17 protein-coding genes and 1 pseudogene are annotated in these 24,477 nt (G+C 36.6%); 4 read left to right on the forward strand and 14 right to left on the reverse strand.

Translation table 11 applies throughout. The features are described from left to right. Positions 1–40 precede the first annotated feature (40 nt). Positions 41–2,362 carry a M20/M25/M40 family metallo-hydrolase gene (locus HRG09_RS23225; RefSeq protein ID WP_174103156.1) on the reverse strand — a complete coding sequence of 774 codons (2,322 nt, stop codon included), beginning with the start codon at positions 2,360–2,362 and terminating at the stop codon, positions 41–43. A gap of 504 nt (positions 2,363–2,866) precedes the next feature. Between HRG09_RS23225 and HRG09_RS23230 the strand changes: the two genes are divergently transcribed. Beyond that, positions 2,867–3,328, forward strand: a complete 462-nt coding sequence (locus HRG09_RS23230; RefSeq protein ID WP_174103157.1) for a GNAT family N-acetyltransferase — start codon at positions 2,867–2,869, stop codon at positions 3,326–3,328. 349 nt (positions 3,329–3,677) lie between these two features. Here the strand turns inward: HRG09_RS23230 and HRG09_RS23235 are convergent, their stop codons facing one another. From HRG09_RS23235 to HRG09_RS23255, 5 genes and pseudogenes are all read right to left on the reverse strand, one after another. Continuing rightward, positions 3,678–5,114, reverse strand: coding sequence for a GntP family permease (locus HRG09_RS23235; protein ID WP_174103158.1), 1,437 nt, complete (start codon positions 5,112–5,114; stop codon positions 3,678–3,680). 77 nt (positions 5,115–5,191) lie between these two features. Then, complete coding sequence (locus HRG09_RS23240; RefSeq protein WP_174103159.1) at positions 5,192–5,983, reverse strand: enoyl-CoA hydratase; 792 nt, start codon at positions 5,981–5,983, stop codon at positions 5,192–5,194. Between the two features lie 35 nt (positions 5,984–6,018). Then, positions 6,019–7,624: pseudogene (locus tag HRG09_RS23245) on the reverse strand (ATP-dependent acyl-CoA ligase). Positions 7,625–7,850: 226 nt separating this feature from the next. After that, a complete protein-coding gene (locus tag HRG09_RS23250; RefSeq protein ID WP_174103160.1) occupies positions 7,851–9,581 on the reverse strand; it encodes a sigma 54-interacting transcriptional regulator in 1,731 nt (576 codons plus the stop codon). Positions 9,582–9,700: 119 nt separating this feature from the next. Then, positions 9,701–10,027, reverse strand: a complete 327-nt coding sequence (locus HRG09_RS23255; RefSeq protein WP_174103161.1) for a nucleoside triphosphate pyrophosphohydrolase — start codon at positions 10,025–10,027, stop codon at positions 9,701–9,703. Between the two features lie 376 nt (positions 10,028–10,403). Here HRG09_RS23255 and HRG09_RS23260 point away from each other — a divergent pair, with 376 nt between their 5' ends. Then, a complete protein-coding gene (locus HRG09_RS23260; protein ID WP_174103162.1) occupies positions 10,404–10,691 on the forward strand; it encodes a DUF6241 domain-containing protein in 288 nt (95 codons plus the stop codon). Between the two features lie 144 nt (positions 10,692–10,835). On the opposite strand, the gene HRG09_RS23265 is transcribed toward HRG09_RS23260, so the two are convergent. The 4 genes from HRG09_RS23265 to HRG09_RS23280 form a co-directional block, all read right to left on the reverse strand. Further along, positions 10,836–11,735 (reverse strand): hypothetical protein, encoded by a 900-nt coding sequence (locus tag HRG09_RS23265; RefSeq protein ID WP_174103163.1) that lies wholly within the window; start codon positions 11,733–11,735, stop codon positions 10,836–10,838. Positions 11,736–12,214: 479 nt separating this feature from the next. Continuing rightward, entirely contained in the window at positions 12,215–12,442 is a 228-nt protein-coding gene (locus HRG09_RS29150) for a M48 metallopeptidase family protein (protein ID WP_254610160.1), read from the reverse strand. A gap of 246 nt (positions 12,443–12,688) precedes the next feature. After that, positions 12,689–15,187, reverse strand: a complete 2,499-nt coding sequence (locus tag HRG09_RS23275) for a restriction endonuclease-like protein (RefSeq protein ID WP_174103173.1) — start codon at positions 15,185–15,187, stop codon at positions 12,689–12,691. Further along, complete coding sequence (locus tag HRG09_RS23280) at positions 15,162–17,699, reverse strand: MrcB family domain-containing protein (protein ID WP_174103164.1); 2,538 nt, start codon at positions 17,697–17,699, stop codon at positions 15,162–15,164. The genes HRG09_RS23275 and HRG09_RS23280 overlap by 26 nt, the downstream gene beginning before the upstream one ends. Before the next feature lie 216 nt (positions 17,700–17,915). Between HRG09_RS23280 and HRG09_RS23285 the strand changes: the two genes are divergently transcribed. Continuing rightward, positions 17,916–18,410 carry a hypothetical protein gene (locus HRG09_RS23285; protein WP_254610161.1) on the forward strand — a complete coding sequence of 165 codons (495 nt, stop codon included), beginning with the start codon at positions 17,916–17,918 and terminating at the stop codon, positions 18,408–18,410. A gap of 555 nt (positions 18,411–18,965) precedes the next feature. After that, positions 18,966–19,865: a hypothetical protein gene (locus HRG09_RS23290; RefSeq protein ID WP_174103165.1), complete on the forward strand. Its 900-nt coding sequence runs from the start codon at positions 18,966–18,968 to the stop codon at positions 19,863–19,865. A gap of 146 nt (positions 19,866–20,011) precedes the next feature. Here HRG09_RS23290 and HRG09_RS23295 read toward each other — a convergent pair whose 3' ends face one another. Genes HRG09_RS23295 through HRG09_RS23310 form a run of 4 tightly spaced genes read right to left on the reverse strand, consistent with a single transcriptional unit; the run spans position 20,012 to position 24,348 of the window. Then, the gene (locus HRG09_RS23295) at positions 20,012–21,010 is read right to left on the reverse strand and encodes a PD-(D/E)XK nuclease family protein (protein WP_174103174.1); all 999 of its coding nucleotides are present in this window, start codon (positions 21,008–21,010) and stop codon (positions 20,012–20,014) included. A gap of 26 nt (positions 21,011–21,036) precedes the next feature. Further along, entirely contained in the window at positions 21,037–22,020 is a 984-nt protein-coding gene (locus HRG09_RS23300; RefSeq protein ID WP_174103166.1) for a tripartite tricarboxylate transporter substrate binding protein, read from the reverse strand. Positions 22,021–22,049: 29 nt separating this feature from the next. Beyond that, the gene (locus tag HRG09_RS23305) at positions 22,050–22,724 is read right to left on the reverse strand and encodes a response regulator (RefSeq protein ID WP_174103167.1); all 675 of its coding nucleotides are present in this window, start codon (positions 22,722–22,724) and stop codon (positions 22,050–22,052) included. A 19-nt stretch (positions 22,725–22,743) separates the two neighbouring features. After that, entirely contained in the window at positions 22,744–24,348 is a 1,605-nt protein-coding gene (locus HRG09_RS23310) for an ATP-binding protein (RefSeq protein ID WP_174103168.1), read from the reverse strand. Positions 24,349–24,477 lie beyond the last annotated feature (129 nt).

Consider the following 24,477-nt stretch of genomic DNA (forward strand, 5'->3'; position numbering starts at 1 on the left):
AAATCAAACATTGTATATGTCGGCCTTTATTTAATGGTCATTAATGTTTAATCGTTTTCATGATGTATGAATTATCCCCATAGGTACTGTATTTTGACGACCGTTCCCCTTTTGATTCTGGAATGCTGTAAGAACGATCGGCTATCATCCACTCTATAGAATCCTTAGCATTTACGGTTACCTTTACATGTAACTCTTCGGCTTGACCTAGAACGTAATTGAATTCAAATGGCGATTCCTTTGTGAATTCTTTTTGCTTCAACTCCAATTCTTTTCCATTGATGATCAGTTGAGATACATTCATCGTTGAAAAAGACTCCATTAACAATTCTTCAGCATTGCGATTCGTTTTCAATTGGTATTCTATTGTCCGCTTGGCACCTTCAACCTTATCAGATAATACCGTCACACTAGGTGCTTCCATGCTATATAAATCAGCCTGGGTATAACTTATATCCCAGTTTAAAATAGGAAATAATTCTGACGTATGGCCTTTCTTCACATTTTCATTAATATAATTCGATGTATATTCATTTAATGGCTGACGGGTCGCCCAATATGCTTTGTTTGAATTTGCATCCATAAAATAAGCAATATCGCTTGCTTGTGGATGTTCTGCTGTCGGCATGTTATTTAGGTTGATACTGTTAGTGATCATGACCAATAATCCTGTAACTAAGAAGATGGATGGTATCACCCAATTGAATTTTATTTTTAAGGTGGTGAAAATAGATACCAGCATGGCACCTAAAAGAGAAACAAGGACCATGAGCACACCAGCCATATGCATGGATATGAGGCCTTCAAAGAGATAAATAACTGGTGATAGAATAAGAAATGCCGGGATGGCAAAACCAGCTGTAACAAGATAACTCTTCCATGAATGCTCATCTAAACGAATTAAAATATTGACGCAGATTAGAGCAAATAATAGTGGCCACGCAAACACATAACTGCCTGCTTGGAGCAGAAAACTCGAGGCAACTAAAAGGATTAACCAAAGAAATAAGGCACCCATCATTAAGCTGCCTGTTTTGATTTTTTTATGGGCCAACCCATAAAGGATAGTCAAGAAACCAAAGATAATAATGGAAAAACTGATGAAGTAAAAGGTATCAACCGTCCTATCGGTTCCCATTAACCATTCTTGATCCGTAAAAATAAAGGTGAGTACGGACCATAATCCTGATCCGATGGCAAAAGACCCGATGATGCCAATAATGAAAACAAGAAAACCTGCAAATGTTCCAAGAAGGGATAGTTTCTTAAGCCAATATCCATGTACGACCGTAACGACAAAAAGAATAACCGCCAACAGCATAATCGGAATGACAAGCTTGTCTGAGTAGGTGATCATGTTGGAACCCAAAATGTTAAAGAAAACTTGATTCCCTTCATGAGTTTGAGTGAGATCGACGTTTCCAAAATGGGTGACAAGGTGTAACATATATTCGCCGTGATGCTGGAGACTTTCTAAACTTAGCTCTTGAAAGTTATCGCTGGTTGTATGATAATGGCTAACCCCATCACCAAAGGCAAAGTTTAATCCTTTAAGACCGGCTTCTTTAAACACGCTGAAATCAGTATCATTTGGCATTTGCTTATATAAACTATAAAGGAAGGAATGAGCGACAGGTGTGTAAGCACCTTGAACGAACTCCTTAACTAGCCAACTATTGTTATCACTTGTTTCAAACATAAAAGAGGGACCTTCGTTTCCCCGTGCCTCAAAGTTTAACACTAATCCGACATCATTTACCCAAGGATGTCCCTCTACAAATGCTTTTGCTCCAAGTAATCCATTTTCTTCTCCGTCTGTTAAGAGTATAATGACATCGTTTTGAAGAGGTGCCATTTCCTTTAAGGCCCTTACTGTTTCTAAGATGGCAGCCACTCCGGCGCCATCATCGGCTGCACCTGGTGATCCTGGTACAGAATCATAATGTGCAGCAAGAATAATCGATTTTGTAGAGTTCGTTCCTTCGATTTTGGCAACAATGTTTTCCACCGTGCCGCCTACTATCCATCTGTCGACACTATTTAAAGAATTGACTTTTTGGATTTCAGGATTTAATCCTAACTCTTCTAAACTGTGAACAAGATAATCTCGAACTCTGTCATGTTCTACCGATCCAAGAGGATGTGGTTTTACAGCAAACTCTTTTAAATGGGAGAGTGCTCTCTCGGCAGAAAACTCATTTGCTGAACCAGTAGCTGGTACAACCTTTGGTGGCTGAAGTTGTAATAAACTCACAAAAATAGTTCCAATAAGAATAGCGACAACAGCAATGAAAATAAGTGCATTTTTTTTTGTGTATTCACGAGCTTGTAGCTTCGTTTGGGTAGATGGTACTGATTCCAATTAAATTTCCTCCTTAAATTTGAGAAAAATTTTTTCTAGCGAAGTATAAAGTGTAAACAATCAACCAGGGACGATTTTAGATAAAGCAAGCAAATTCAAGTTTTGGCAGCTTTCTTTTTTCATGACTGCCGTATTTCCGTTATTATTCTTGGTAGTATAAGATTGAATTTTGTTCTTTTGGAATAAGCGTGGAGGTTTGTTCTGTTCTTTGCCTTGCTCTTGGTTTGTTGATACCTGCATTATATAGTCTCTATATTTATAATGAGATGATGAAATAAAATATACCTAGTTAAGTATCATATTTAAGTAATCGGGGGCAATTCTCTAATATGAATTGTGCCTTTTCTTTTGGTATAGGACCATTTAATGGAGTAAAGTTTTGAGGGAATCTTTGTGGATTGAAGTAATTTTTATTAAGCTGCTGTTACAGGTTAGTTTAAAAAGATTTACATCATTGGTTTGATATAATTACAGTAGAATTAAAAAAGTTTAGGGGGATTTGAAATGAGAATATGGATAAATAAAGACTTTTCGATTTCTACTAATAAAGAGTATTTGGATGTGGATTTAATACATAATTTTTTGAGTCAAGAAGCTTACTGGTCAAAGGGGATACCCAAGGAAACAGTAAAAAAGTCAATTGAAAATACTCCCTTATGTTTTGGTGTTTATAAAGGTGAAAATGGTAATGAAGTTATTGAACAAGTTGGTTTTGCAAGGGTAATAACAGATTCAGCAACATTTGCGTATCTTTGTGATGTGTTTATATTACCGGACTATCGTAAATTAGGATTATCAAAATGGTTAATGGACATTATCACCAAACATCACGAACTACAAGGAGTTCGTAGGTTTATGTTAGCTACTAATGATGCACATTCATTATATAACCAATATGGTTTTGAACAGATTGATAATCCAGAACTATTTATGCAAAAAATCCGTAAATCCCCTTATCAACAATAATGTTACTTCAATAAATGGGCCATTTAGTGCAGAATAAAATCAATCCAAACTGAAATTTTTAACGGCATTAAGTTTACAAACAGAATGGAATACATCTAACGGGTGATAACGCTCAATAAATGTCTACCGGTTTTTACAGCCTTTGATCTTCCCCTATACCAGCTAATAAAAGCATATTAGTTATTCAAGAAAAGGGCACGATTATGGAGTAACACAGGGAGAAAATGATCAAACTTTATTCCAAAGCAACACTAAGGGATGTCATTGAAGACATACAAACAAGCCATCCATTCATAGAATGATGGCTTGTTTACAATTATACATAACTTGATGGCTATGGTATTCTCGCCTATACAATAGAAAACATCAAATACACACCAACAACGAAGAAAACAGCAGCTGTCTTAATTAAAGTAATACCGAAAATCTCTTTATAAGCTTCCCGGTGCGTTAATCCTGTCACTGCAAGCAACGTGATAACCGCTCCGTTATGAGGAAGAGTGTCCATACCTCCCGCTGCCATTGCGATAACGCGATGCAATACCTCTAACGGAATCCCAAAATCCGCCGCTGCTTGAATATATTTGTCTGCCATTAAGCCTAATGTAATACTCATTCCGCCCGATCCTGACCCTGTTAACCCGCACAATATATTCGTCATGACCGCTCCGTTGATTAAAGGATTGGAAAATGTCCCCGTCAAATAATTTTGGATCATAACAAAGCCAGGTAAAGCCGCAATAACGGCACCGAATCCATACTCGGCTGCCGTGTTCATCGCAGCTAAGATGGAACCACTTACGCCCACGCTTGTAATCGTTTGAAAATGTTCTTTTACCGCTTGGAAGTTTAATAATATAGCGCTCAATATACCGATAAGAAGTGCGATTTCCACTGACCAAATACCGACAACTTGTGCCATATCAATTGTTCCGTACTCCTTTAAACCGATAGATGCAAAATCAAATCCTTTCGTATACCAAACAGGGATGAATTCTGTAAAAACTTTATTCATCACTCCGACTAGTACAAGTGGAAGAAAAGCTATCCAGTAACTAGCTGGAATCGCATCATTTGAAATAAGCGGCGTTTCTGCCATTTGCGCGTTAGTTGCAGCAGCCATTTCAGAAGCCGCATCACCTTTTCCAAAATAACCCTCCCCTTTAGCCGCAGCCTTTTTTCTACACCTTTCCAAATACAGCATGCCGCATGTAAAAATAAACAATGCTCCGATGATTCCTAATGTAGGGGCTGCATAAATGTCTGTTTTAAAGAACGTAGTTGGAATCACATTTTGAATTTGAGGCGATCCAGGAAGCGAATCCATCGAAAACGTAAATGCACTAAATGCGATTGTCGCTGGAATGAGACGTTTCGGAATATCTGCTTCGCGAAATAATTGCGCCGCAAATGGATAAATCGCAAATACTGCGACAAATAAACTAACGCCGCTGTATGTAAGAATCGCCCCCATTAACACGATGGAAAGAATAGCTCTTTTCACACCTATAAAACGGATGATGATTTTCGCGATTTTCTCTGCGATTCCAGTGATTTCAACCACCTTACCGAATATCGCTCCAAGCAAAAACACAGGAAAATATAATTTTATGAATCCGACCATCTTCGCCATAAAAACATTGGAAAAGAACGGTAAAACGAGCGCTGGATCAGTCAAAAACACAGCCAGCAAAGCACATAATGGAGCAAATAAAATGACCGAGAATCCCCGGTAAGCAACAAATATAAGCAAGCCAAGCGATAACAGTACAATGAATAAATCCATAACCTCTAATCCCCCCTTAATTCTCCCCAAATTTTTTTATGTTGCGATGCCTACCAAAGGCAGACATCGTATTCTTTTTATTTATGCTGAAAAAGCGGTACTCTCTTTTCTATAAAAGCACCCACTCCCTCTTTTACATCACTCGTTTGAAAGACATGCCCCAAATTTTCAGCCTCTATTTTTAGCCCTTCCTCAAGAGAATACGATAATCCTTTATTGATAGATTGCTTCATCAACGATAAAGCAGGAAGAGAGAACCGAGCCATCTTCGTAGCCAGTTCCTTCGCCTTATTTAGCGCTTCGCCGCGCGGAACAAAATGATTTACCAACCCAAATTGAAAAGCCTCTTCGGCACTAAGCGGTTCACCAGTAAACATCATTTCTTTTGCCCTCGCAGTTCCAATTAAACGAGGCAAACGCTGCGTTCCTCCCGCACCTGGAAACAAACCTAGCGTCACTTCCGGAAGCCCAATTTTGGCCTGTTCTTCGATAATCCGTAAATCACATGATAGAGCTAACTCACACCCGCCCCCAAGCGCTAATCCATTAATCGCAGCGATGACAGGCTTCGGCAAGCTTTCCAACTTATTTAATGGGTTCTGGAGCCACAATGATTTTTCCTCTGCATATTCATTTCCTTTTCCAATCCATTCCGGAAATGACTTAATGTCCCCTCCGGCAACGAAAGCTTTTTCGCCAGCACCAGTTAGGATTACAACAATGACTTCATCATCCCGTTCAATTTCATCAACAGCCGTCGTCAATTGCTCAATCACCGCATAGCTCAGTACATTCACAGGAAGATTATCAATGATAATAGTCGCGATTCCTTTTTCTTTGGACCATGAAACAACTCGCTTATTTTCCAATGCAATCCCTTCTTTCTCATATGTAATAAGGCCTCTCAACTCGTTCTCTTAATAACATACCCAGCCTGCTCACGATCCCAAGCAGCACCGATTCCTTCTTCCTGCAGCTTAAATTTCTGAATCCGTTCCGTCGCAGTTTTTGGGAAAGACTCTTTGAACTGAACGTATCGCGGCACCATAAAGTAAGCCATGCGTTCTTGACACCAATCGATAATCTCTTCATGGGACAGCGTTTCCCCTTGCTTTACAATTACATATAATTTGACATCCTCTTCCCCTAATTCCGACGGGACACCGATAGCTGCTGATTCAAGCACCTTCGGATGGTTATTCACGACCTTTTCAATTTCCCAAGAAGAGATGTTTTCTCCACGTCTCCTAATACACTGCTTGATTCGATCGCAAAAGTATAAGTAGCCTTCCTCATCTCGATAACCGCGATCGCCTGTATGAAACCATCCTCCTTCCATCGCTTCTTCTGTTTTATCCGGCATTTTATAGTAACCGTCCATAAATGTTTGTCCTTGTAAAGCACGAATGAAAATCTCTCCGATCTCACCAGTCCGTACTTCATTTCCTTCCTCATTTACAACCTTTGTCTCGACGTAGGAATATGGTTTTCCGATAGAAGGGTGGCTTATTAGCATTCAATGGATTTGTTACACAAAAACCTGTCGTTTCCGTTAATCCATAACCTTCCACAATCCGGACGCCAAACCTCTCCTCAAACGGCTTCCAAAATTCCTTAGGCGTAGCGGCACAAGCCGTCACCCTTGCTGGATTTTCATAATCGTTTTCCTTTTCCGGTTGCTTACAAAGAATCGGAATCATAGACCCTAAAGAATTGAAAATCGTTGCGCCATGACTGCGAATTTCATCCCAAAAACGTGAAGCACTAAACCTCTTTCCAAGAGCAACCGTCGCATTGGAAGAAATAGCACCGAGTACTGTATGAGCTTGAGCGTTAATATGAAATAGCGGCAGCGCTGTAAATAAAATATCTTGCGAATTCGCGCCGACCATATAGGTAGCGAATGACTTTGCAGACTTGACATAAGCAGAATGACTTAACATGACCCCTTTCGGTAATCCAGTCGTTCCAGAGGTGTAAAGGATACTATTGATAGAAGAGGAGGAAACAGATTCATTTGGAAGATAGTGATGATTTGTATACAATACATCTTTCAATCCGATTATCGGTCGTTCTTTACCATCACCCATAGTGATTGCGTTTTCATTATTGCCGTAGACAACAATCTCAATTTCCCTTTTTATAAATGGCAAACAAGAAGCAATTTGAGGAACAAATTCTTTATCAACGATCATGAGCTTACAATCAGAGTGGGATACAATATACTGCAAACCTTCTCCCTTTAAATGCACATTAAGAGGTACCGCAATTGCCCCCATAAAAGATAAAGCAAACCATACATCCAAATATTTAGGGTTGTTATGAAGCATAATACAAACTTTGTCACCTTTTTGAATACCGATTTCACAAAGTCCCGCTGCAGCCCTTGTAATCCGGTGATAAAGTTCCTCATACGTAACCCTTTGTTCTTCAAATTGTAAATACACCTTATTAGGCGACTTGTCGATACTTTGCATAAGAAAATGTGGCAAACGCTGATTCTCCAGCACTAGATTCCATCCCCTTCCTATTCACATTCTTTTCATTTACATAGCAAGAGTTATGCCAAAAATCGACTCATTCCACATTTCCCTATTCTTCAAGGACAAGCCCCCAATCTCTCTTACCTGTCCACCCTCGCATGTCGCATTTATGCTACAAACGATAACAACCATGTCGCATATATAAGAAAACGTCGCAAAAACGCGACAAATAAAAAAAGGGCCTATTCGCCCTTTATCCGATTCCGTATCTCTCTATTTTTCGATATAAGCTAGCTCGGTGAATTCCCAAAAGATCCGCTGCCTCTTTTCTATTTCCAGCTGTCTTTTCCAAAGCTCTCGCAATCACCCTTTTCTCAGCGGATTCCACTTCCGCCTGCAGTGAATAGCTTATCTCGTTCTCCTCTTGATATCCCTCACAACTTAGCGCCTCTTCCAAATTCTTTTGCCGTAAATAAACAGGAAGATGATGCACGTGAATAACCGTTCCTTCCACAACATTCATCGCTCTCTCCAGCACATTCTCTAACTCCCGAATATTCCCTGGCCAATCGTGCTCCATAAAAATGTCCCTTACCTTGTCGTCCAATAAAAGAACGCTACTACCAAGCTCCTCATTCAATTTCCGAATTAAAAATTCAGTTAAATGTACCATATCTTCCTTTCGCTCTCTTAGCGGAGGGATATCAATCCCAAACACATGTAGCCTATAATATAAATCCTCTCTAAATTCCCCTCTTTGCACCATTTCACGGAGATTTCGATGCGTTGCCGCAATAAAACGGACATCAATCTTATGAGTTTTTGTGCCGCCGATTCTTTCAATCTCTTTCTCTTGCAGCACCCGAAGCAACTTCACCTGCATGTCCAAAGACATATCGCCGATCTCATCCAAAAACAACGTTCCCTTATGAGCCAGCTCAATCTTTCCAGGCTTACCGCCTTTTTTCGCTCCGGTAAAAGCTCCTTCCTCATACCCGAACAATTCAGCTTCTAAAAGATCCCTCGGAATCGCAGCGCAATTCAATCGAATAAACGCACCATCAGCACGCGGACTCGCATGATGAACGGCATTGGCAAAAAGCTCCTTCCCCGTTCCACTTTCTCCTCTTATCAAAACCGTAGACCGACTTTTTGAAACCTTCAAAGCCATCCTTTTCACTTCTTCCATTTTCGTACTCTCTCCTACAATACTTTGAAACGAAAACCGTCCTTCTTGCAGCCGCTTTAACTCAGTTTGATAGTATGATAACTTCGATTCCATTGCGCGAATCTGATCCGCCAAAGCTTTAAACTGCTGGATATCATGAAACATGATTTTACCAATCGCACCAATAACCCGCCCTTCCTTCATAATAGGGATGCGATTTGCAATAACATTCTGACTATTAACGCGCTGAATATGCCCAATTTCCACCTGTCCCGTCTTCACAATAATATGCATCCGCGTATTCTCAACAACCTCCGTACAATGCTTTCCAATCGCTTCCCTCGGGTCATCAATCCCTAAAAATTGCGCATAAGCACCACTAAAAAAATTGATGATTCCTTTCTCATTCACCCCTATAATACACTCCGACAACAAATTCAAAGCATTTTCATATCGGCTAATAGCACTTTCCAAAGACGATATGCTTTTCCCCTTATTTTCTAGAATGACAATCGATCCGTCTTCTTTTCCGCTCGTATATACAGGAGATTCATTCACGATGAACACTTGGTTTCCAATCTTGCACTCGTACTGATGTAAACCATCATTTTGATTTACTACTAGCTGTTTACGATTAGAGATAATCGTCGATATGTGTTTACCAGTTATTTCGTTTTCTGTTTTGTTGAACATACTGCAGAATGATGGATTACTGAATGTAATCGTTCCATCATAACTTGTAACCGCAATCCCGTTATTCATTACCTCAAGAGCTTGACTCGTTAATTGTAAATTTCCTCCTTTATCCATATGCATTTGGAAGCCTCCCTATTAAATCTTGCGATTTCTCGTATGTAATATATCCATTTTACAACACCTTGTGAAATACTTGGACCATTTCAAGCTAATATATGCTTTAAAGGTTAAGCTGAACTTTAATCATCATGTACCTCAACTAAAAAGATTCGCTCCTGAAAACCACCACGTTGTTCTGCTTTTTGTTTCCGTACTTTTTCCACATCTTCCAGTGTTACACCTTCATGCTGTGCTAGTGCGTTTATGAGTTCTAATAGATCGGCTAGTTCTTCTATCTTATGTTCCTGAGTTTCTGCTTCTAAATACTCCGTTAACTCTTCTCCTATTTTCTTGCCTATTTCTTCTATGTATTCTTTTTCGTTTAGTATTCTTGTTGTAGGTGCTTTTCCGTTGTGTTTGATTATTTCTGGGATGCGGTCACGTACTAGTTTATTGTAGGTTGGCATTTAAATTACTTCCAATGTTTTCAGTTTTATTTTTAAATTACACGAAAATCATCTATTAATAGATAAGGAATTATTGGAGTGTACTGAAAAGGGAGATCGAATGTATGCTATAAAACGCAAATATTCATCTATATTATAAAATGTTATGGATCGGTTTCTGAATGAGGAGGCTTCAAGACATGAAGAAGTGATCAAAGCCCCTCATAATCACAATTTTTCTTATGCTATTGGGTGTATTTGCATGGGCGCATAATGGATAGTTTTTTGAAATCTAAAAGTGAAAACAAGCTATCACGAAAGGTAGAAAACCTAATGATATAACTAGCGCTGAAGGAGTTATTATCGACCCTATGTACAAAATGACTCACCAAAAGTAATGGCCAACGAGAAAAATGGTTTTATCGCTATGTCTTCTGATAATATAAAAAAGCTTCGCCAACTAGTAAATGACAGTGATATGCTAGCAGACAAAGAAAAGTATAGCGGAATTTTAGATCGTTGGGAAAAAGGCGATTTCTCACAAGCTGTCGAGGAGTATAGTGATATATGGAAACGAGCAGTTGGAAACACGTATGGGAAGGCGTATCGTTTAGCTACTTCAGAAGAAGAGAAATCGTATCTTGAGGAACAGAGTACAAAAGAGCAAAGGAAAGAAAAGAATTAAAGTAGCTATCTACGCTCTCTCAAATTAAAAAGGCATTCTAACAAATTGAGGATACCTTTTTATCCTTATATATTCTTCATTGCCACCTTCAAATATTGCTCTTCTTCCTTTGTTAGCAACGCAGGGAATTCGGCTAATGAGATTTCACTCTATAAAACCATCACTATCAAAATGATTATCAAAACTAGAGGCTATCCTATGGGCATTCCCTTTTGAATTGTGTTCAAGACTTATTTTTTTGCCTACATAGCTAGTTTGAGAATTTCGATCTAATATTTTTATATAATTAATAACAGGATCGCCTTCAACTACAAAATTCTTACATAAAGATTTATATTTATTAATTTCTGAGCAACTTATCATTCCTTCCTCTGGTTCATCAACTACTGTTAGTATTCCCGATGAGCTAAACGTAACACCTGAAACTTCAATATTATCACGTTGTAAAGCTAATAATATAACTTTTTGGACTAACGCCCCTGCTTTTGAATGTCCAGTTAAACTAATTTCAATATTTCGAGAAAATTTTTGGTGCATCAATTGAAAAAATACAGATGCCCAATCGCTTTGCTTTAAGTTTTCCGTAAAAAAATCATTATTAGTTGTTTTGCCATTCTCTTTCAAATCTTTTAATAATTGATTAACTTTTTTCAAATTAGTACCTCTATATGCTATAACCATATCAGTTTTAAATCCTGTACCAGGTTGGATGCTATTTTTAATGAATGCAAATGCATCTAACTCAGGATTTTTATAATTGGACTTTTTTAAAGCTTTTTCTCCTTCCGAGGATTTCAACAAACTTTGTACTGAATGGAGTACTGACCAATTTTTTAAAATATTTTTATAATCAATTCCTGAACTTATAAGATTAGAGTTAAATTCAATAAGTTCTCTGTCTAACCTTTCTAAAGTTCTAGTGAATTTATGTAATTCAATAGGAAGAATATGTTGATCTCTTAATGAATTCAATTCCTCAGTAATTTCATCAAAATATGCTAGCTGACTTAACAAACGATACTCTAGATCTGTAACTTCAGGCATCTCACGAACCTCTCTTCTTGAATTTTACATTTAATTTTAGATTAATAGAATAGTTCCGATATTGGTAACTATAATATTATTCTATCAAACGCTTTTTCATTGTTATCACAACATAATATAAAATTTCTTTATACTATTATATACTTTGATAATGTTAAGTTAACATCTTTCCCTTCTAAAATGATAGACTTAGATAGATACGAAAGTAACACGATTTTCAAGAAGTACCCTTGTATCATTAATAATAAAGTTTAAAACAATCGTTCCTTTACTTTCACCATGCTTGTTTAGGTAAATTGAAAAACATTCATATCTCTATTTTCGTATTCTTTCGCTTTTATTGTGTCATAAAGTGAAGACGATTATTAAAAAACCTCCTCATCCCAAACCAGATGTACAAAAAGGACAGTCCTGCATTAGAAATATACATGTAAGAACTGCCCTTTACTGTGCCTATCTAGTTATAATATCTCTGTTGTTTACAACTCTCTCACAATTTCCTCGTCCAAAATCGCCTTACGTTTTTCCCAATCAGGCATCATTGCATGAAGCATGTTATAGAATTTATCACTGTAATCATTGTATTTAAAGTGAATCATTTCATGTAAAATAACATATTCAATGCAATATTTCGGCGCTTTAATCAGCTCTGAGTTAAGTAAGATCGTATTTGCACCAACTAAAGCAGATCTCCAACGTGCTTTCATAACTCACATCTCAATTCTTGGTTTTTCAATGTCATACTTTTTCATGAGTGGGTACAACTTGTCCAATAATTCATCGAAAGTCTTTTTCGCTTTGTTTCGATACCATTCTTCCATTAACTTGGCTTTCTGACGATAATCTTGTATATCTCTTGCCAATAAATAAATAAATAAATAAATAAATAAAACCTCGAAAATATTTCACCACTGATATATTCCCTCTCACTTTGCTTGTAAGGTTGAACAGTTTCAAACTGTTTCACATGTTTGATAATCCAAGCTCCCTATCTCCTCCAAAACCACCTTAAACAACACCGAAGAATTCCTCACAACCAAATCCAAAGGCAACTCTTTAAACTCTTCTCCTTTTCCAACCATCACATTCCCCCGCTCATAATCAATCCTGATCTGAACATCCTGCACATAATAACTCTTAATAGAAGACGCCTCATCCACATTAAAGTGATCTAGTTCAACCTTCACTTGTTTCGTAAATCGCCGCAGCGTTTTCCAAAGGACACGTTCTTCTTTTGATTTCATAAATAATTCCGGAAGCTCTTGTACTTCTTTTAAAAGAGACATACTTGTTAACATATATGTCTGAATTCCATACCCTACTGGACAAATGAGATGATTGAGCTTTTTCCATGGTTCCAGTTCGAAATAAACACAATCATTTGTTTCATCACTAGATAATGGATTCTCCCTGTTTATATGGATATCTTTAATTTTTGCCACATGTTGAATCCCACCGTTTTCTCCATACCATTTTTTCGGTGCATATAAAGCTATGTATTTCGCTTCTTGCCAACCTGTTTTTAATTGTGAGACAGGAATTTGATAGAAGTCTTCCTTCATATATGCTTCATAATCTTTTTCTGTTTTCACACTACCAACTAATACCTTTTCATCTAAAGAGGATCTCCATTCTTCTTTTGTTCCTATTGGAAGGATTCCTTCTCGTATAATCTCTTCTGAGCTTTTTTCGATGAGATGATCAAGAAATTGTTCTACTAGTGTTGTTGCGTTTGGTAAAAATGGGAATCCACCAATATTTATTTTTTCAATACTTTTATAAAAAGGATGGTGTTCATATTCTTCCTCTTGATTCCATGGGAATAATACATAAGCTCCGTAGGCTGTTCGCTCAAACGGTCCACCTTGGTCTACTACTAATGCATCTCGATATCGGTGCATTGTATTAATGTCCTCTTCCATAGGTCCAGGCATTCCATACTGTCTTTTATAATGAGAGTCACTTTTGGCAAAGTCGATTCGATATTTAGCATCAAAAATGTATTGATATTGATAGTTCTTCCCTTTCTTCTCAATAGCGAGCATTGTATCCGGCTTTTGTGTGACCGTTGGCAATGCTTTGTTTCTTTTTTGAAAATAAAGTTCAATAACTTCATCTGTTTCCGGGTGCCGAAATACTCTTTTTGCCGTTTTACTTTCATCAAGTGTTACATATAATCCATCTTGCCGAACTTTAATAATATCTTGATCCACTGTTTCATATTTTTTAGATAGAATTTGTCCAAGCTTTAAATACGTCCAATACTCATACAATCTCGCAACATCTTTAACAGACATTTTAAAAATCTGCCCTCTTAGTGTTAAACCTCTCGATAACATTAGAAAAATTTGATACGCCTCTCTATAACCAGCAGCCATTTGAATGACTAGAGAAAAAACAGAACGATCCAACTTCCCGATCCCATTCCAAAACGGATCATTCAACTCGGTTTTCATTCGAGATTTCATTTTTCTTACGTTTTGAATTAGCTCATCGTCAATTGGTAAACTCTTAAATCCATTATCCTTTTCCAACGATTTAAGTAAATCATCGATTTTATGTACCACTCTCTGAATCATCCACTTAACAAACCGATTTTCCAATGTATCGTACGTTACTTCCTTATAAGCTGTAATTCCTTTCGCTGGAACCATATTTGCTCCTGCTTCTTGAAATAAGTGAGGTCTTTTTCGTAAGTAATTCATTCCAACAGAATCTAGCCTACGAATCCTCTCTCCTCGTACAAGCTGGCGCCTAGTAATAAGTGTATGGTGGGGTTGTCTTTTAATATGAGAAATTGCCTTCATAAATCTACGAAAAGAGTCATTTAAAATTCGATAAAACTCACTTTTAGATGGATTAGTCGCATAGATTGTTGATGCTCCTAAGTAAGTTCTTTTCAATAAATGAAATGCTAGATTGTAAATTTCATCGTTCACTTCTTCCAATAAAGCTCGATAATCATCTTTGTAATCGAGCTTTGATGGAAAAATTTCTAGTGTGACTGTTAATAAAGTATTTTTATCATCTCTAATTTCAAATCTTGTATATCCTACTTCATTTGGAAATGAAAGATTCCCCATTAGTAGTTCCAATGGACCCATTTGAGTAGAACTGATTGCCTTTCGAAGAGATGGATGCTCATGATAAAAAGATAACTCCCTATCATTTTTAGGGACGATAACGAGTTGATAACTCCTATTCTCGAAAAAGATAGGAGGGTGCTCAGCTAATTCGCTAAGCTTTTGTAACCGAGCATCATATACCATGACAGAATCACTTGTTCCAAACACATGAAAATGCATCATTTCATCTGAAGCAATTGATTGATGTTTTTTTAAGCTCTCATACTTCTCATGATAGGGATTTCCTTTAATCGTCAATGACAAATCTTTTGTCTCAATCTTAACTAACTCTATATCACCGTTAGATCCAGAAAGAGGTGAAGCCATCATACTCGAACCTCCTTAACATATGAGACAGCTTCTTAGCAGAACGGGGATACTTCGCATAAGACATCACATCTTCGTTATCAAACTCTTGATTTGTACATAGCGTATATAATTTCTTTAATGCCTCTTCTGTTCTCCCATCGCTTCCTGCAATACGCGGTAAGATCTTTTGATACAGTTGATAGTCTAACGCCTCGTCAAACGATAATAGTTCACTTTTTTCATTGTAAGCCATGTAAAAACAAATTTCGTCACGTATCCGGTACCCAACTTGCGCTCCAATCAATTCAAGAATCTCATTCATTTCAATTAAAATATGAGATACTTTCTTCACAAGATCTTTATTAAGCTGGAAGCATTCTTTTAAATGAAGAAACTTGGCTGTTAAGGAACTATTGGAAACGCACTTTGCCTGTACTTCTTCTGCATCTATTAAAAACTCAAAGGAATCTAATTTCACTTGATTAAATTCAATCGTATTTGCACGATCCAATACCTTTTTACTTAATGGATGTGTCGTTTCATCCATATTGATCGTTCCAACGACGTACACATTTGATGGAATCGTAATTCGCTTCCCAACAATTGATTCTGGAAGAACAGCCGATGTAACACATACTCCCTCTTCCCATCTACGACTTTCAATGACACTTAAAAAATCACTGAAATAGTACTCTACGCGAGCTAAATTCATCTCATCGAGCACAACGAAGTAAGGCTTGTCCGGATTCTCTGTTGCTTTTTTCAGAACTTGAATTAACGGCCTTTCCTGAAATTCACCTTGAATATTCACATAACCAAGTAAGTCAGAACTATCGCTCCAATCAGGGCGCACGGGAATAAGCGTGAACTGTCCATTTTCCTCAGTTGCACCTAAACTTTCAGCAAACCATTGAACAATTTTTGTTTTCCCTGTTCCTGAAATACCAGATAAAATAACAAAGGGCTTCGTCTTTAGAGAAAAGACAAAGTTAATAATATCTTGTTTATCGTAATAGAAACCTTTGCTTTTCATATAAGAAGAGACATGCTCTACAATTTCCTTCTCGTTCAAATCTATTTCTTTTTTCTCGGAAACCATCACAGGCTCAGCCCCTTTCTCTCTAAAAGCAATGTATCCCTCATAGTAGCTAAGCATTTCTTTTAAATCTTCTACTAGTTCTGCTTCACTTGGCATTTGATTAGCATCATATGAAATGTATGCCGCTGTTGAGCTGGCATAGCCTTTTGCTTTTGGACTTGTACCTAGGAAAATCCCATCATCTTTTTTTACTTTTGTAGACATATGTATATGTTGACGGATTTCTTTTTTAATTTCTTCCATTTCCTCTTTAGAAGTTTCAGTTACTCCTTGCGCTAGCGTCAAATATAGTTGCTTCATATCTTCGCTAAATAAATAAACAATATAATAGCCTCGCTGCGTAGATGTCGTAATGTCTTTATTCATAATAGCGAGCCATGGAACCGCAGCCCAATTCCCTTGTCCAACTGAACCTGTAACAATGTACTGATTATGATCAATAAAATGCAAACGAGTTATCTCCGTTGTCATTTCATTTCGAACGACTGAACCAAGTTTATGACCTGCAAATTTTTCCGTTCTTGCTTTTAAATACTCATGCATAACAGTTAAAAATTTTTCACGTAAGTTACTATTCATAGTATCGCCCTCTGCACCATTCTCTTTTAAATATTGCTCAACTGGAATCCAGCTCTCGTTAATTAACCCTACCTGTTCAAGCCACATTAACAAATTATGAGTACGTTCCTTTGCTACTGATTCAACCATTAAGTTATCCCCTCGTGAATTTCGAACGATCTTCATTCCTAAATTCACTAAAGCGTCTTTCTTCTCAGGCCTTGAATAGCTACGTAAGAGATCAAGTATAAACAGGACAATCCGAAAATATTCTTGTTGTAAAATCAACTTTCGAATGACGGCATCCTTATTTTCTGATTCAATATATTCATTTAGTAGAGGCGTATGAATATCATGATCATCATTCAGAAAACCTAACAATCTCAGATCTTGGCGTCCTTTAGATTTAACTCTATATAAATTCCCAGTAGTTTGGTTACTTAAATTTTTCGGATCATATGTATTATCTATTACCTCTTCTAAAAATGTGATTACTTTATGATATTGCTCACATGGTAGATCATCTGTTTGAAATTCTTTAAGTGTAATAGATTTTGAGCCAGTTACATTCACAAAAGGAAGTTGTGAAAAGAAAGTCATCAAAAAAGCGTTATGTTCACCCACCTGCCCAAAATCTTCACCCGTTACTGCACGAACATTTATGAATTTTTGCCAAGCTTGCTGAAGATCCTCAAAAGTTATCATAAAATATGGATTTAATATTTCTCCTCTTTCGTACTTCTCACGTGCGGACTCTGTTTCAACATATAATCCTTTATCATCTATCTTTGTAATCCAATTCGATTTATTAGTATCTATCTCGTTAACCTGTTTTATTTTTTTAGCCCATTCAATAAGTAGTTTCTCTCGCATATACTTCCTCCATAACAATAGTTCATATTATTCCATTTACATACAAGTATATATCTCAAAATGTAAATATTAAACAAAAAACTCCAACTTCACCAAGTCGGAGTCTCATACCTCTACCAAACAATTCTCTTCACAAATTTGCTACATACTTTTTCATATAAAATTGTCATAGGACAATTTTAAAATTCCATATACATGCTACAAGGAGGTGTATATATGATTAGCACATATCTTACACAAGAAATTATTACGATTCCTCTTAGAAAAATAAAACCACTATATATCCCACATATTACAAAAGTCTTCTACTCAAGAATGAATAACATTTTCTCTTATCTTAGTATCTTTGATTTACTGTTGCCAGTTGAAAAGCATCCTCAGAAAGATGAATATTTTCTAGTAGGAAAATATGATTTATATTATTTCATGATTAGTCACACCAATCTAGATGAAGCCCCTTGCATAATAGAAGAATTCACAGGAGATACTACACAATCCTTGAAAATATTAAGAAGGCTCCACAATAAAGGAGATTCTAATAAAACTAGCAAACAAAGTATTTTAAATAAACTTTCAAACAGAAATTTGTCTTTTTCACAACTTACAAAAATGACCGGATTTACAAAACAAGACTTAAGAGATTATCACTACAACTCAGCTGTGCCACAAAAATATATAAATAATCATTCAACAGAGGCCACTTTAAATTGAATCACTAGTTTAAAATTAGATACAACTGTAAAAGAATTTTTATATGAAAGGGCCGGACTTCCTCAAAAAAGCCCAAACAGATTAACAGATGAAAAACGTAAATTTTTAAATCATTTCTTTAGAAACGCCAAACGATTTGAACAACTTTCTGCTCCTAAACAGATTAACGTGTTAACTTATGCTATGAATTTCAAAGGAGTGATACTAGATCTCCTTCAAAAACAAATCGATAGCTACTTAAACTAACGGTTCTTTTCTATTCATTTCATACAATGATATTGGATGCCCTTCCATTTGTGCTAATAGACAAATACACAAAAGCTCATCTCGTTCAATTTCTTCAGCTTATGATGCAATAACCTAAATAGCACGTTGTTATATCATCGTTTATAGATGCATCGATTTTCCCTGTAACATTTAAGAGCCATATAAAAGTAATTGCATTCAACACTGAATTTATCAATATTTCGCAAGTTATACATCTTTTCCCAAATGTTAAACTAAATGCTATAATTATAATATACGATATACCCATTAGAATTGAGGCATAAACATATGAAGAAAAAAGTAGCCCTTATAGTATTATTGATAATTGCTGCAATCACTAACCCGTCCAAAGAAAGCTTTGTTTCTTGGATAACTGAGAAATTAAAAGAGCAGACAAATGGTTTCGCTGGTTTCGGAATTGACCTTATAGGAAATAAGTTAATTAGTTCAGCTACAACCACAAGTAATTATGTTTTCTTTTCAGTTTTTGATACTTATTTATCAAAAACTGAAAATATTAAAGTACTAGGTGTTTTTGGAAATTTCATTCCCTTAAGTAGTGGAGCATCCGAAGAAACTCCTACAAGTACGTATACAGAAACAAACAAATCAGACGCCGATACCAAAACAGAAAAAACGGATGCTTCGGCACTATCTAATCATAGCCAAATTACCATATTAGATTCTAACAACAAACCTTTAAATAATGTGGCAAGCTATACATACTCTGAAAAAGATAAAGAAATTCCGATTAAACTGAAGGATGGCAAAGCTAACCTCCTCTTCGGCAAAGATCACCCCAATGGCATTAAAATCGAATTAATTAAGAATGATAGTGCAGTCCAAATCCCATTAGAACAAATTCAAGATGGGATTCTTAACGAATTTGGAGATTTAGATAATCCTCATACTTACTCTATTCAGGTAGCAACCTATGATTTTAACGACGATAAGAATGAAGAAATTATTATTAGCATAGGAGATAATTTAACAGATGGACAAATATGGGTGTATTCCTATCATCCAGTGGATGATATTTTAAAAATCAATCCATTCCACCTTGAGATGACTGACTATTATCAACGTAAAATTATAATTAATAAAGATACAATCTCACTTCCTTATGGTAGTCAAGGATTGTTTAATGAATACGTCTGGCATAAAAATAGCTTTTTAAAAAGGAATTAAAAAAATAGATACGTAATACATAAGAAGCGTTCACTTTTGACGCTTCTTTTATTTATAGATAACTAAATAATGGCTCACAGTTATCAAATATCTAAAATTACTTATAGGCCACTCGTTTCACTTATATTTGCGATCTAATACCCTCACTATTTAGATCCTATACCTAGTCTTAACAGCCCTTCTGCTTCACACAAAACTTCCATCATTTTACACATATCAATTCTCCCTTCTTCACCCTTCACCCTATAATCCCTCAACACAGCAACCGTCATATACTCCCCATTCCCAAACCTCGGTTTCTCTAAAGAAAGAGAGCATGTTTGACTTTGTTCAATAAGTTTCGTACTCCATTTATTTCTAAGCTCTCTTCTATTCTCTTTATCATTCTCATGCACATGTATCTTAAAACATAAACAGTCTTCTTCTAACTGCAAATACTGTTTACATTCTTTGTCTTCTTGCTCGTTCCACCAAAAAGCATAGAAACCACCATTAGGATTCGCCACATATCCATAATGTCCTTGGATGCCTCTTTGTTTTAATTCCTCATAGAATCCTGCCCAAGTTTCACCCTTCCACTCGTTTAGCGGGAGGTTCTTATACCCATCATACTTTTGATCAATTTCTCTTAAGTAAGAATAATAGTCTAAAAATATTTGATCCTGAATTCCTTTATTTACACCATTTTGTAAAACTTCAAGCATTTTCTTTCTTGTAAACAGAACATATTTCGCTTCAAAGACCGATGAGTAATCACTTTGGTTACCTGTTTTATAGTAAACAGGTAAAATATCACACTCATTGTATTCTTCCATTTCAACAACTGCCTCATAATAACGTTTTAGTTGGTTGGAATGTTCTTTTGTGTATGTTTTATCTTCAATTAAAATAGCTTGCCTACCATTAATTTCAATAAGTATATCTAACCCTTTAAATTGTCTTGTAATCTCAACTTTTTCGATAGACGTAGGAAAATCTTTTTTATGTAAATCATATATCTTTCTAATAAAATCAGTACCTACTTCGTGCAACTCACGATTCACTTCTTTATACTGTGGATCCGTCCACTCTGTTAGCCAACAGATAAAAGCATCTTGAGACAATTCACTTGTCGCATATGAAAATAAATTAGGCCTTTTGTTCATCCCACAATCCTCTCCCTTTCTGTACCTCATCTTTTAAAATCCCCCGAATCATACATCAACCCCTCATACACCTCACTCTTCCGCTCCAAAAACAATCTCGTCTCCCCACTATCCTTATAAAAATCCCCCCACCCCTTCTCTTCCAAAATACTTTTCCACGTCTCCGTTGTAACCATTGCCCCAATAACCCCATCCCAATAAGCAACCTCCTCTTCCGTCATATCAGGAGGCCCCATGACTCCTTTCCAGTGTTGAAATACGACATCAGTCCCTTGTTCTTTCCAAGTTGGAACTTCTGGCAGTTCTTTTAGCCTTTCGGGAGAGGATACGGCTAATATCTTCACTTTTCCTGCTTTGTATTGTTTTTCTGCTTCTGATAGGGTTAGTGTCGCTACATCAATTTGCTTATCAATTAGAGCATTTATAACGTTCTCTTTGTTTTCATAGACGAAAAACTCAAGCTCTGCAGGGTTGATTCCAGATGCTTTACTTACTTGTACAAATGATAGATGATCATCATTTCCTAAACCAGGGGCAACGCCGATTTTAATCCTATTTTTGTCTTTCTTCAATTTTTCCATTAACTCTTTTCCGTTGTTTATGTTTGTATCTTTTGATACGACAACGACTTCCCATTCAGCCGCTAAAGTAGCAATCGGTGTGAAATCTTTATATGTTAGCTTACTGTGACCTAATAGATGATTGGTTATGAGTAAGCTCGAATTTATCGCAAGTACATGACCACCTTTTTTCTTTGTATATTTCCATCCTACGTCACCACTGCCACCTATTTTGTTCGTTACAACAATTGGTTTTGTAAAGATTTTCTCTTCTTGCAATGTTTTTTGTATCGCTCGTGCTGTTAAATCCCACCCTGCACCTGCAACATTAGGCGCAACGAATTCCACTTGGTCTATGTCTATTTTGTTAGTAGCTTGGGGCTTTTCCAAAGAGCAACCCGCTATTACCCAGGCAAGTAGCCATATGAATGCGAACAATCTTTTTTTCATGATTCCTATCCCCCGTTGCTTATGCCTTTTCAGACAAGGCGATACTTACGTTCTGGACGCCCGATAATGCCATATGTATACTCTACTGTGCATTCATTGGTCGCAACTAAATACTCCAAGTATCTTCTTGCGGTTGTTCTTGAGGCTCCCATCTGTTCTCCCATTTCTTCTATTGTAATGCCGCCCTTTAAATCCCCTATGATTGTTTTTACCTTTTGCAGTGTTAGCGGATCAACACCTGTAGGTAAGTTTTTCTGAGTAGCATCATTTGTTTGTGCAGTGCCAAAAAACATGTCAACTAACGGCTGATTGACTTCACTCTGGCTATTTAATAGTTGCTTCTTTTTCTTATAATCTTCAATAGTACGAACAAATTTTTCGAGCGTAACTGGTTTAATCAAATAATTACATACTCCGTTTCGAATCGCTTTTTCGAGCATACTTTTTTCATTAGCTGCGGTAACCATAATTACATCAACGTTTGGAAACTTTACGTGAATCTTCGGCAACAAATCTGTACCATTTCCATCTGGTAAATAAATATCTAATAAGAGTAAATCAACTTCTTCTTTTTCTAACAGTTCTATTGTTTCTTTTGTATTCAACGCTTTTCCTACAACTTTTATATCTTTTATTGTTGATAAAAAGCCTTCCTGAATTTGTGCTACTCGGAAATCGTCTTCTACAATTGCAACCTTCAACATATGTACATCCCCTTCTATTTCATCTATTCTCATCCAATTTTTTAGGAAGATAGATTGTAAAAATAGCTCCCCCGTTTTTTTGGTTATTAATTTCAATTGTTCCTTGCAGGGAGTCCACCATTTCTTTCACATTCGCTAGCCCGTAACCACGATTGTTTCCTTTCGTGGAGAAACCTTTTTCAAAGATGGTATCTATTTTTTCGCTTGGCACTCCTCCCCCATTGTCTATCACTTCAAAGACAACCTCATTACCAATATCAGTAACAAAAAAAGAAACACATTTTTCCGATTGATGACTAACCGCATCAAATGCATTGTCAATCATGTTTCCAATGATGGTGATAAGATGTGAGATTTCAATATGATCTGGCAATGGATTAAGCGTGCTATCGCTTTCAATATTGAACTGAATTTTCTTCTCAGACGCTGTCCCTAGTTTCCCGAGTAGAATAGCCTGCACCTTCGTATCAAGAATTTGATGAAATAAAATATGATTCTGACTTTGGTGAATGCTAGATTCTTGTTGGATAAATTCAAATGCCTCTGCATAATGGCCTAATTGAAGTAAACCTGATAATACAAAAAGCTTATTGGTGAATTCATGTGTTTGAGCACGTAAATCTTCTGAGTATTTCCTCACCTCAGAGATCGTATCAATTAATTTTTGCAACTCCGTTTTATCTCTAAAGCTGCATACAACGCCAACAATTTGGGTATTTTCCACTATAGGTGTCATATTTAAGATAAACACTTTATCTTTGAGCGGCATTTCTTGATTGTTTTCCAGGATACCAGTCTCGAGCACTCTCATCATATGAGAATTTGGGAGAACTTCCGTAATATGTCGATGCAGGTAATCGGTATCTACATCCAACATATCCTTCGCAGAAGTATTCATCATCGTAATAAGTCCCTTTTGATCGATGGCAATGATTCCTTCTTTTATGGATAAGAGTATTGCATTACGCTCTCGGTATAACGAAGCAATTTCATTTGGCTCTAGACCCAACGTATCTTTTCTGATGCTTCGTGCTAAAAGCACCCCTCCAACTATTCCAACTAGCAAGACAGCTAACGAAAATACAATAATTTCTTTCGTTCGATTCAATATACTAGACTGGATACCTTTTTTCAGAAACTCTACTGTAACAACACCTACTACTTGATCATAGTCCCCGTAATCCACAATGATTGGTGCTTTCGCCATTAATGCAGGACCAGTTGTTCCTGTTCCTTCTAGCGTATAGTATCCTCCAAAACTGAGTGCTTGGTCGTTATAAGGGGTGCTCCTTTTTCTCCCGATCCAATTGGGATTGGAGTGTGAATAGATAACTCCATAACGATCTTCCACAATTACATTATCTGCGCCAGCTTGCTCACGAACTTGTTCAGCGATTGGCTGGATGTGAATGTTAGAATTTCCAGTGTGAAATGCTTCTTTAATCTCTGGCATAAAAGAAATAGATTTAGCTGTCTGCAGGGCCAGCTGTTCAACTTGGCGTTTCGTATCAACAGACTGGATATAAACAAATATTCCTGACAAAAGAAAAACAATAAATAAAATGAGCGTAATAATTAAAGTGAGTATCTTCGTTTGCAATGAAACTTTAAGCGATTTATTCATGTTTACACCCTTTAACAAAAAAATTATCTACATATCAATTAGGAGTTATAATGATCTATCCAATTCGACATATATACCCATAATTAAAAAGAATATTCTAAAATATTAATCTTCTGTTTAATTATTATT

This window comes from Bacillus sp. Xin1, from assembly GCF_013314535.1.
Lineage (GTDB): Bacteria > Bacillota > Bacilli > Bacillales > Bacillaceae_G > Bacillus_A.

Coding starts and splice junctions, on each gene's coding strand:
- HRG09_RS23230 (WP_174103157.1), top strand. CDS start 2,867: ATGAGAATATGGATAAATAAAGACTTTTCGATTTCTACTAATAAAGAG.
- HRG09_RS23235 (WP_174103158.1), bottom strand. CDS start 5,114: ATGGATTTATTCATTGTACTGTTATCGCTTGGCTTGCTTATATTTGTT.
- HRG09_RS23250 (WP_174103160.1), bottom strand. CDS start 9,581: ATGCATATGGATAAAGGAGGAAATTTACAATTAACGAGTCAAGCTCTT.
- HRG09_RS23255 (WP_174103161.1), bottom strand. CDS start 10,027: ATGCCAACCTACAATAAACTAGTACGTGACCGCATCCCAGAAATAATC.
- HRG09_RS23260 (WP_174103162.1), top strand. CDS start 10,404: ATGGCCAACGAGAAAAATGGTTTTATCGCTATGTCTTCTGATAATATA.
- HRG09_RS23265 (WP_174103163.1), bottom strand. CDS start 11,735: ATGCCTGAAGTTACAGATCTAGAGTATCGTTTGTTAAGTCAGCTAGCA.
- HRG09_RS29150 (WP_254610160.1), bottom strand. CDS start 12,442: ATGAAAGCACGTTGGAGATCTGCTTTAGTTGGTGCAAATACGATCTTA.
- HRG09_RS23275 (WP_174103173.1), bottom strand. CDS start 15,187: ATGGCTTCACCTCTTTCTGGATCTAACGGTGATATAGAGTTAGTTAAG.
- HRG09_RS23280 (WP_174103164.1), bottom strand. CDS start 17,699: ATGCGAGAGAAACTACTTATTGAATGGGCTAAAAAAATAAAACAGGTT.
- HRG09_RS23285 (WP_254610161.1), top strand. CDS start 17,916: ATGATTAGCACATATCTTACACAAGAAATTATTACGATTCCTCTTAGA.
- HRG09_RS23290 (WP_174103165.1), top strand. CDS start 18,966: ATGAAGAAAAAAGTAGCCCTTATAGTATTATTGATAATTGCTGCAATC.
- HRG09_RS23295 (WP_174103174.1), bottom strand. CDS start 21,010: ATGAACAAAAGGCCTAATTTATTTTCATATGCGACAAGTGAATTGTCT.
- HRG09_RS23300 (WP_174103166.1), bottom strand. CDS start 22,020: ATGAAAAAAAGATTGTTCGCATTCATATGGCTACTTGCCTGGGTAATA.
- HRG09_RS23305 (WP_174103167.1), bottom strand. CDS start 22,724: ATGTTGAAGGTTGCAATTGTAGAAGACGATTTCCGAGTAGCACAAATT.
- HRG09_RS23310 (WP_174103168.1), bottom strand. CDS start 24,348: ATGAATAAATCGCTTAAAGTTTCATTGCAAACGAAGATACTCACTTTA.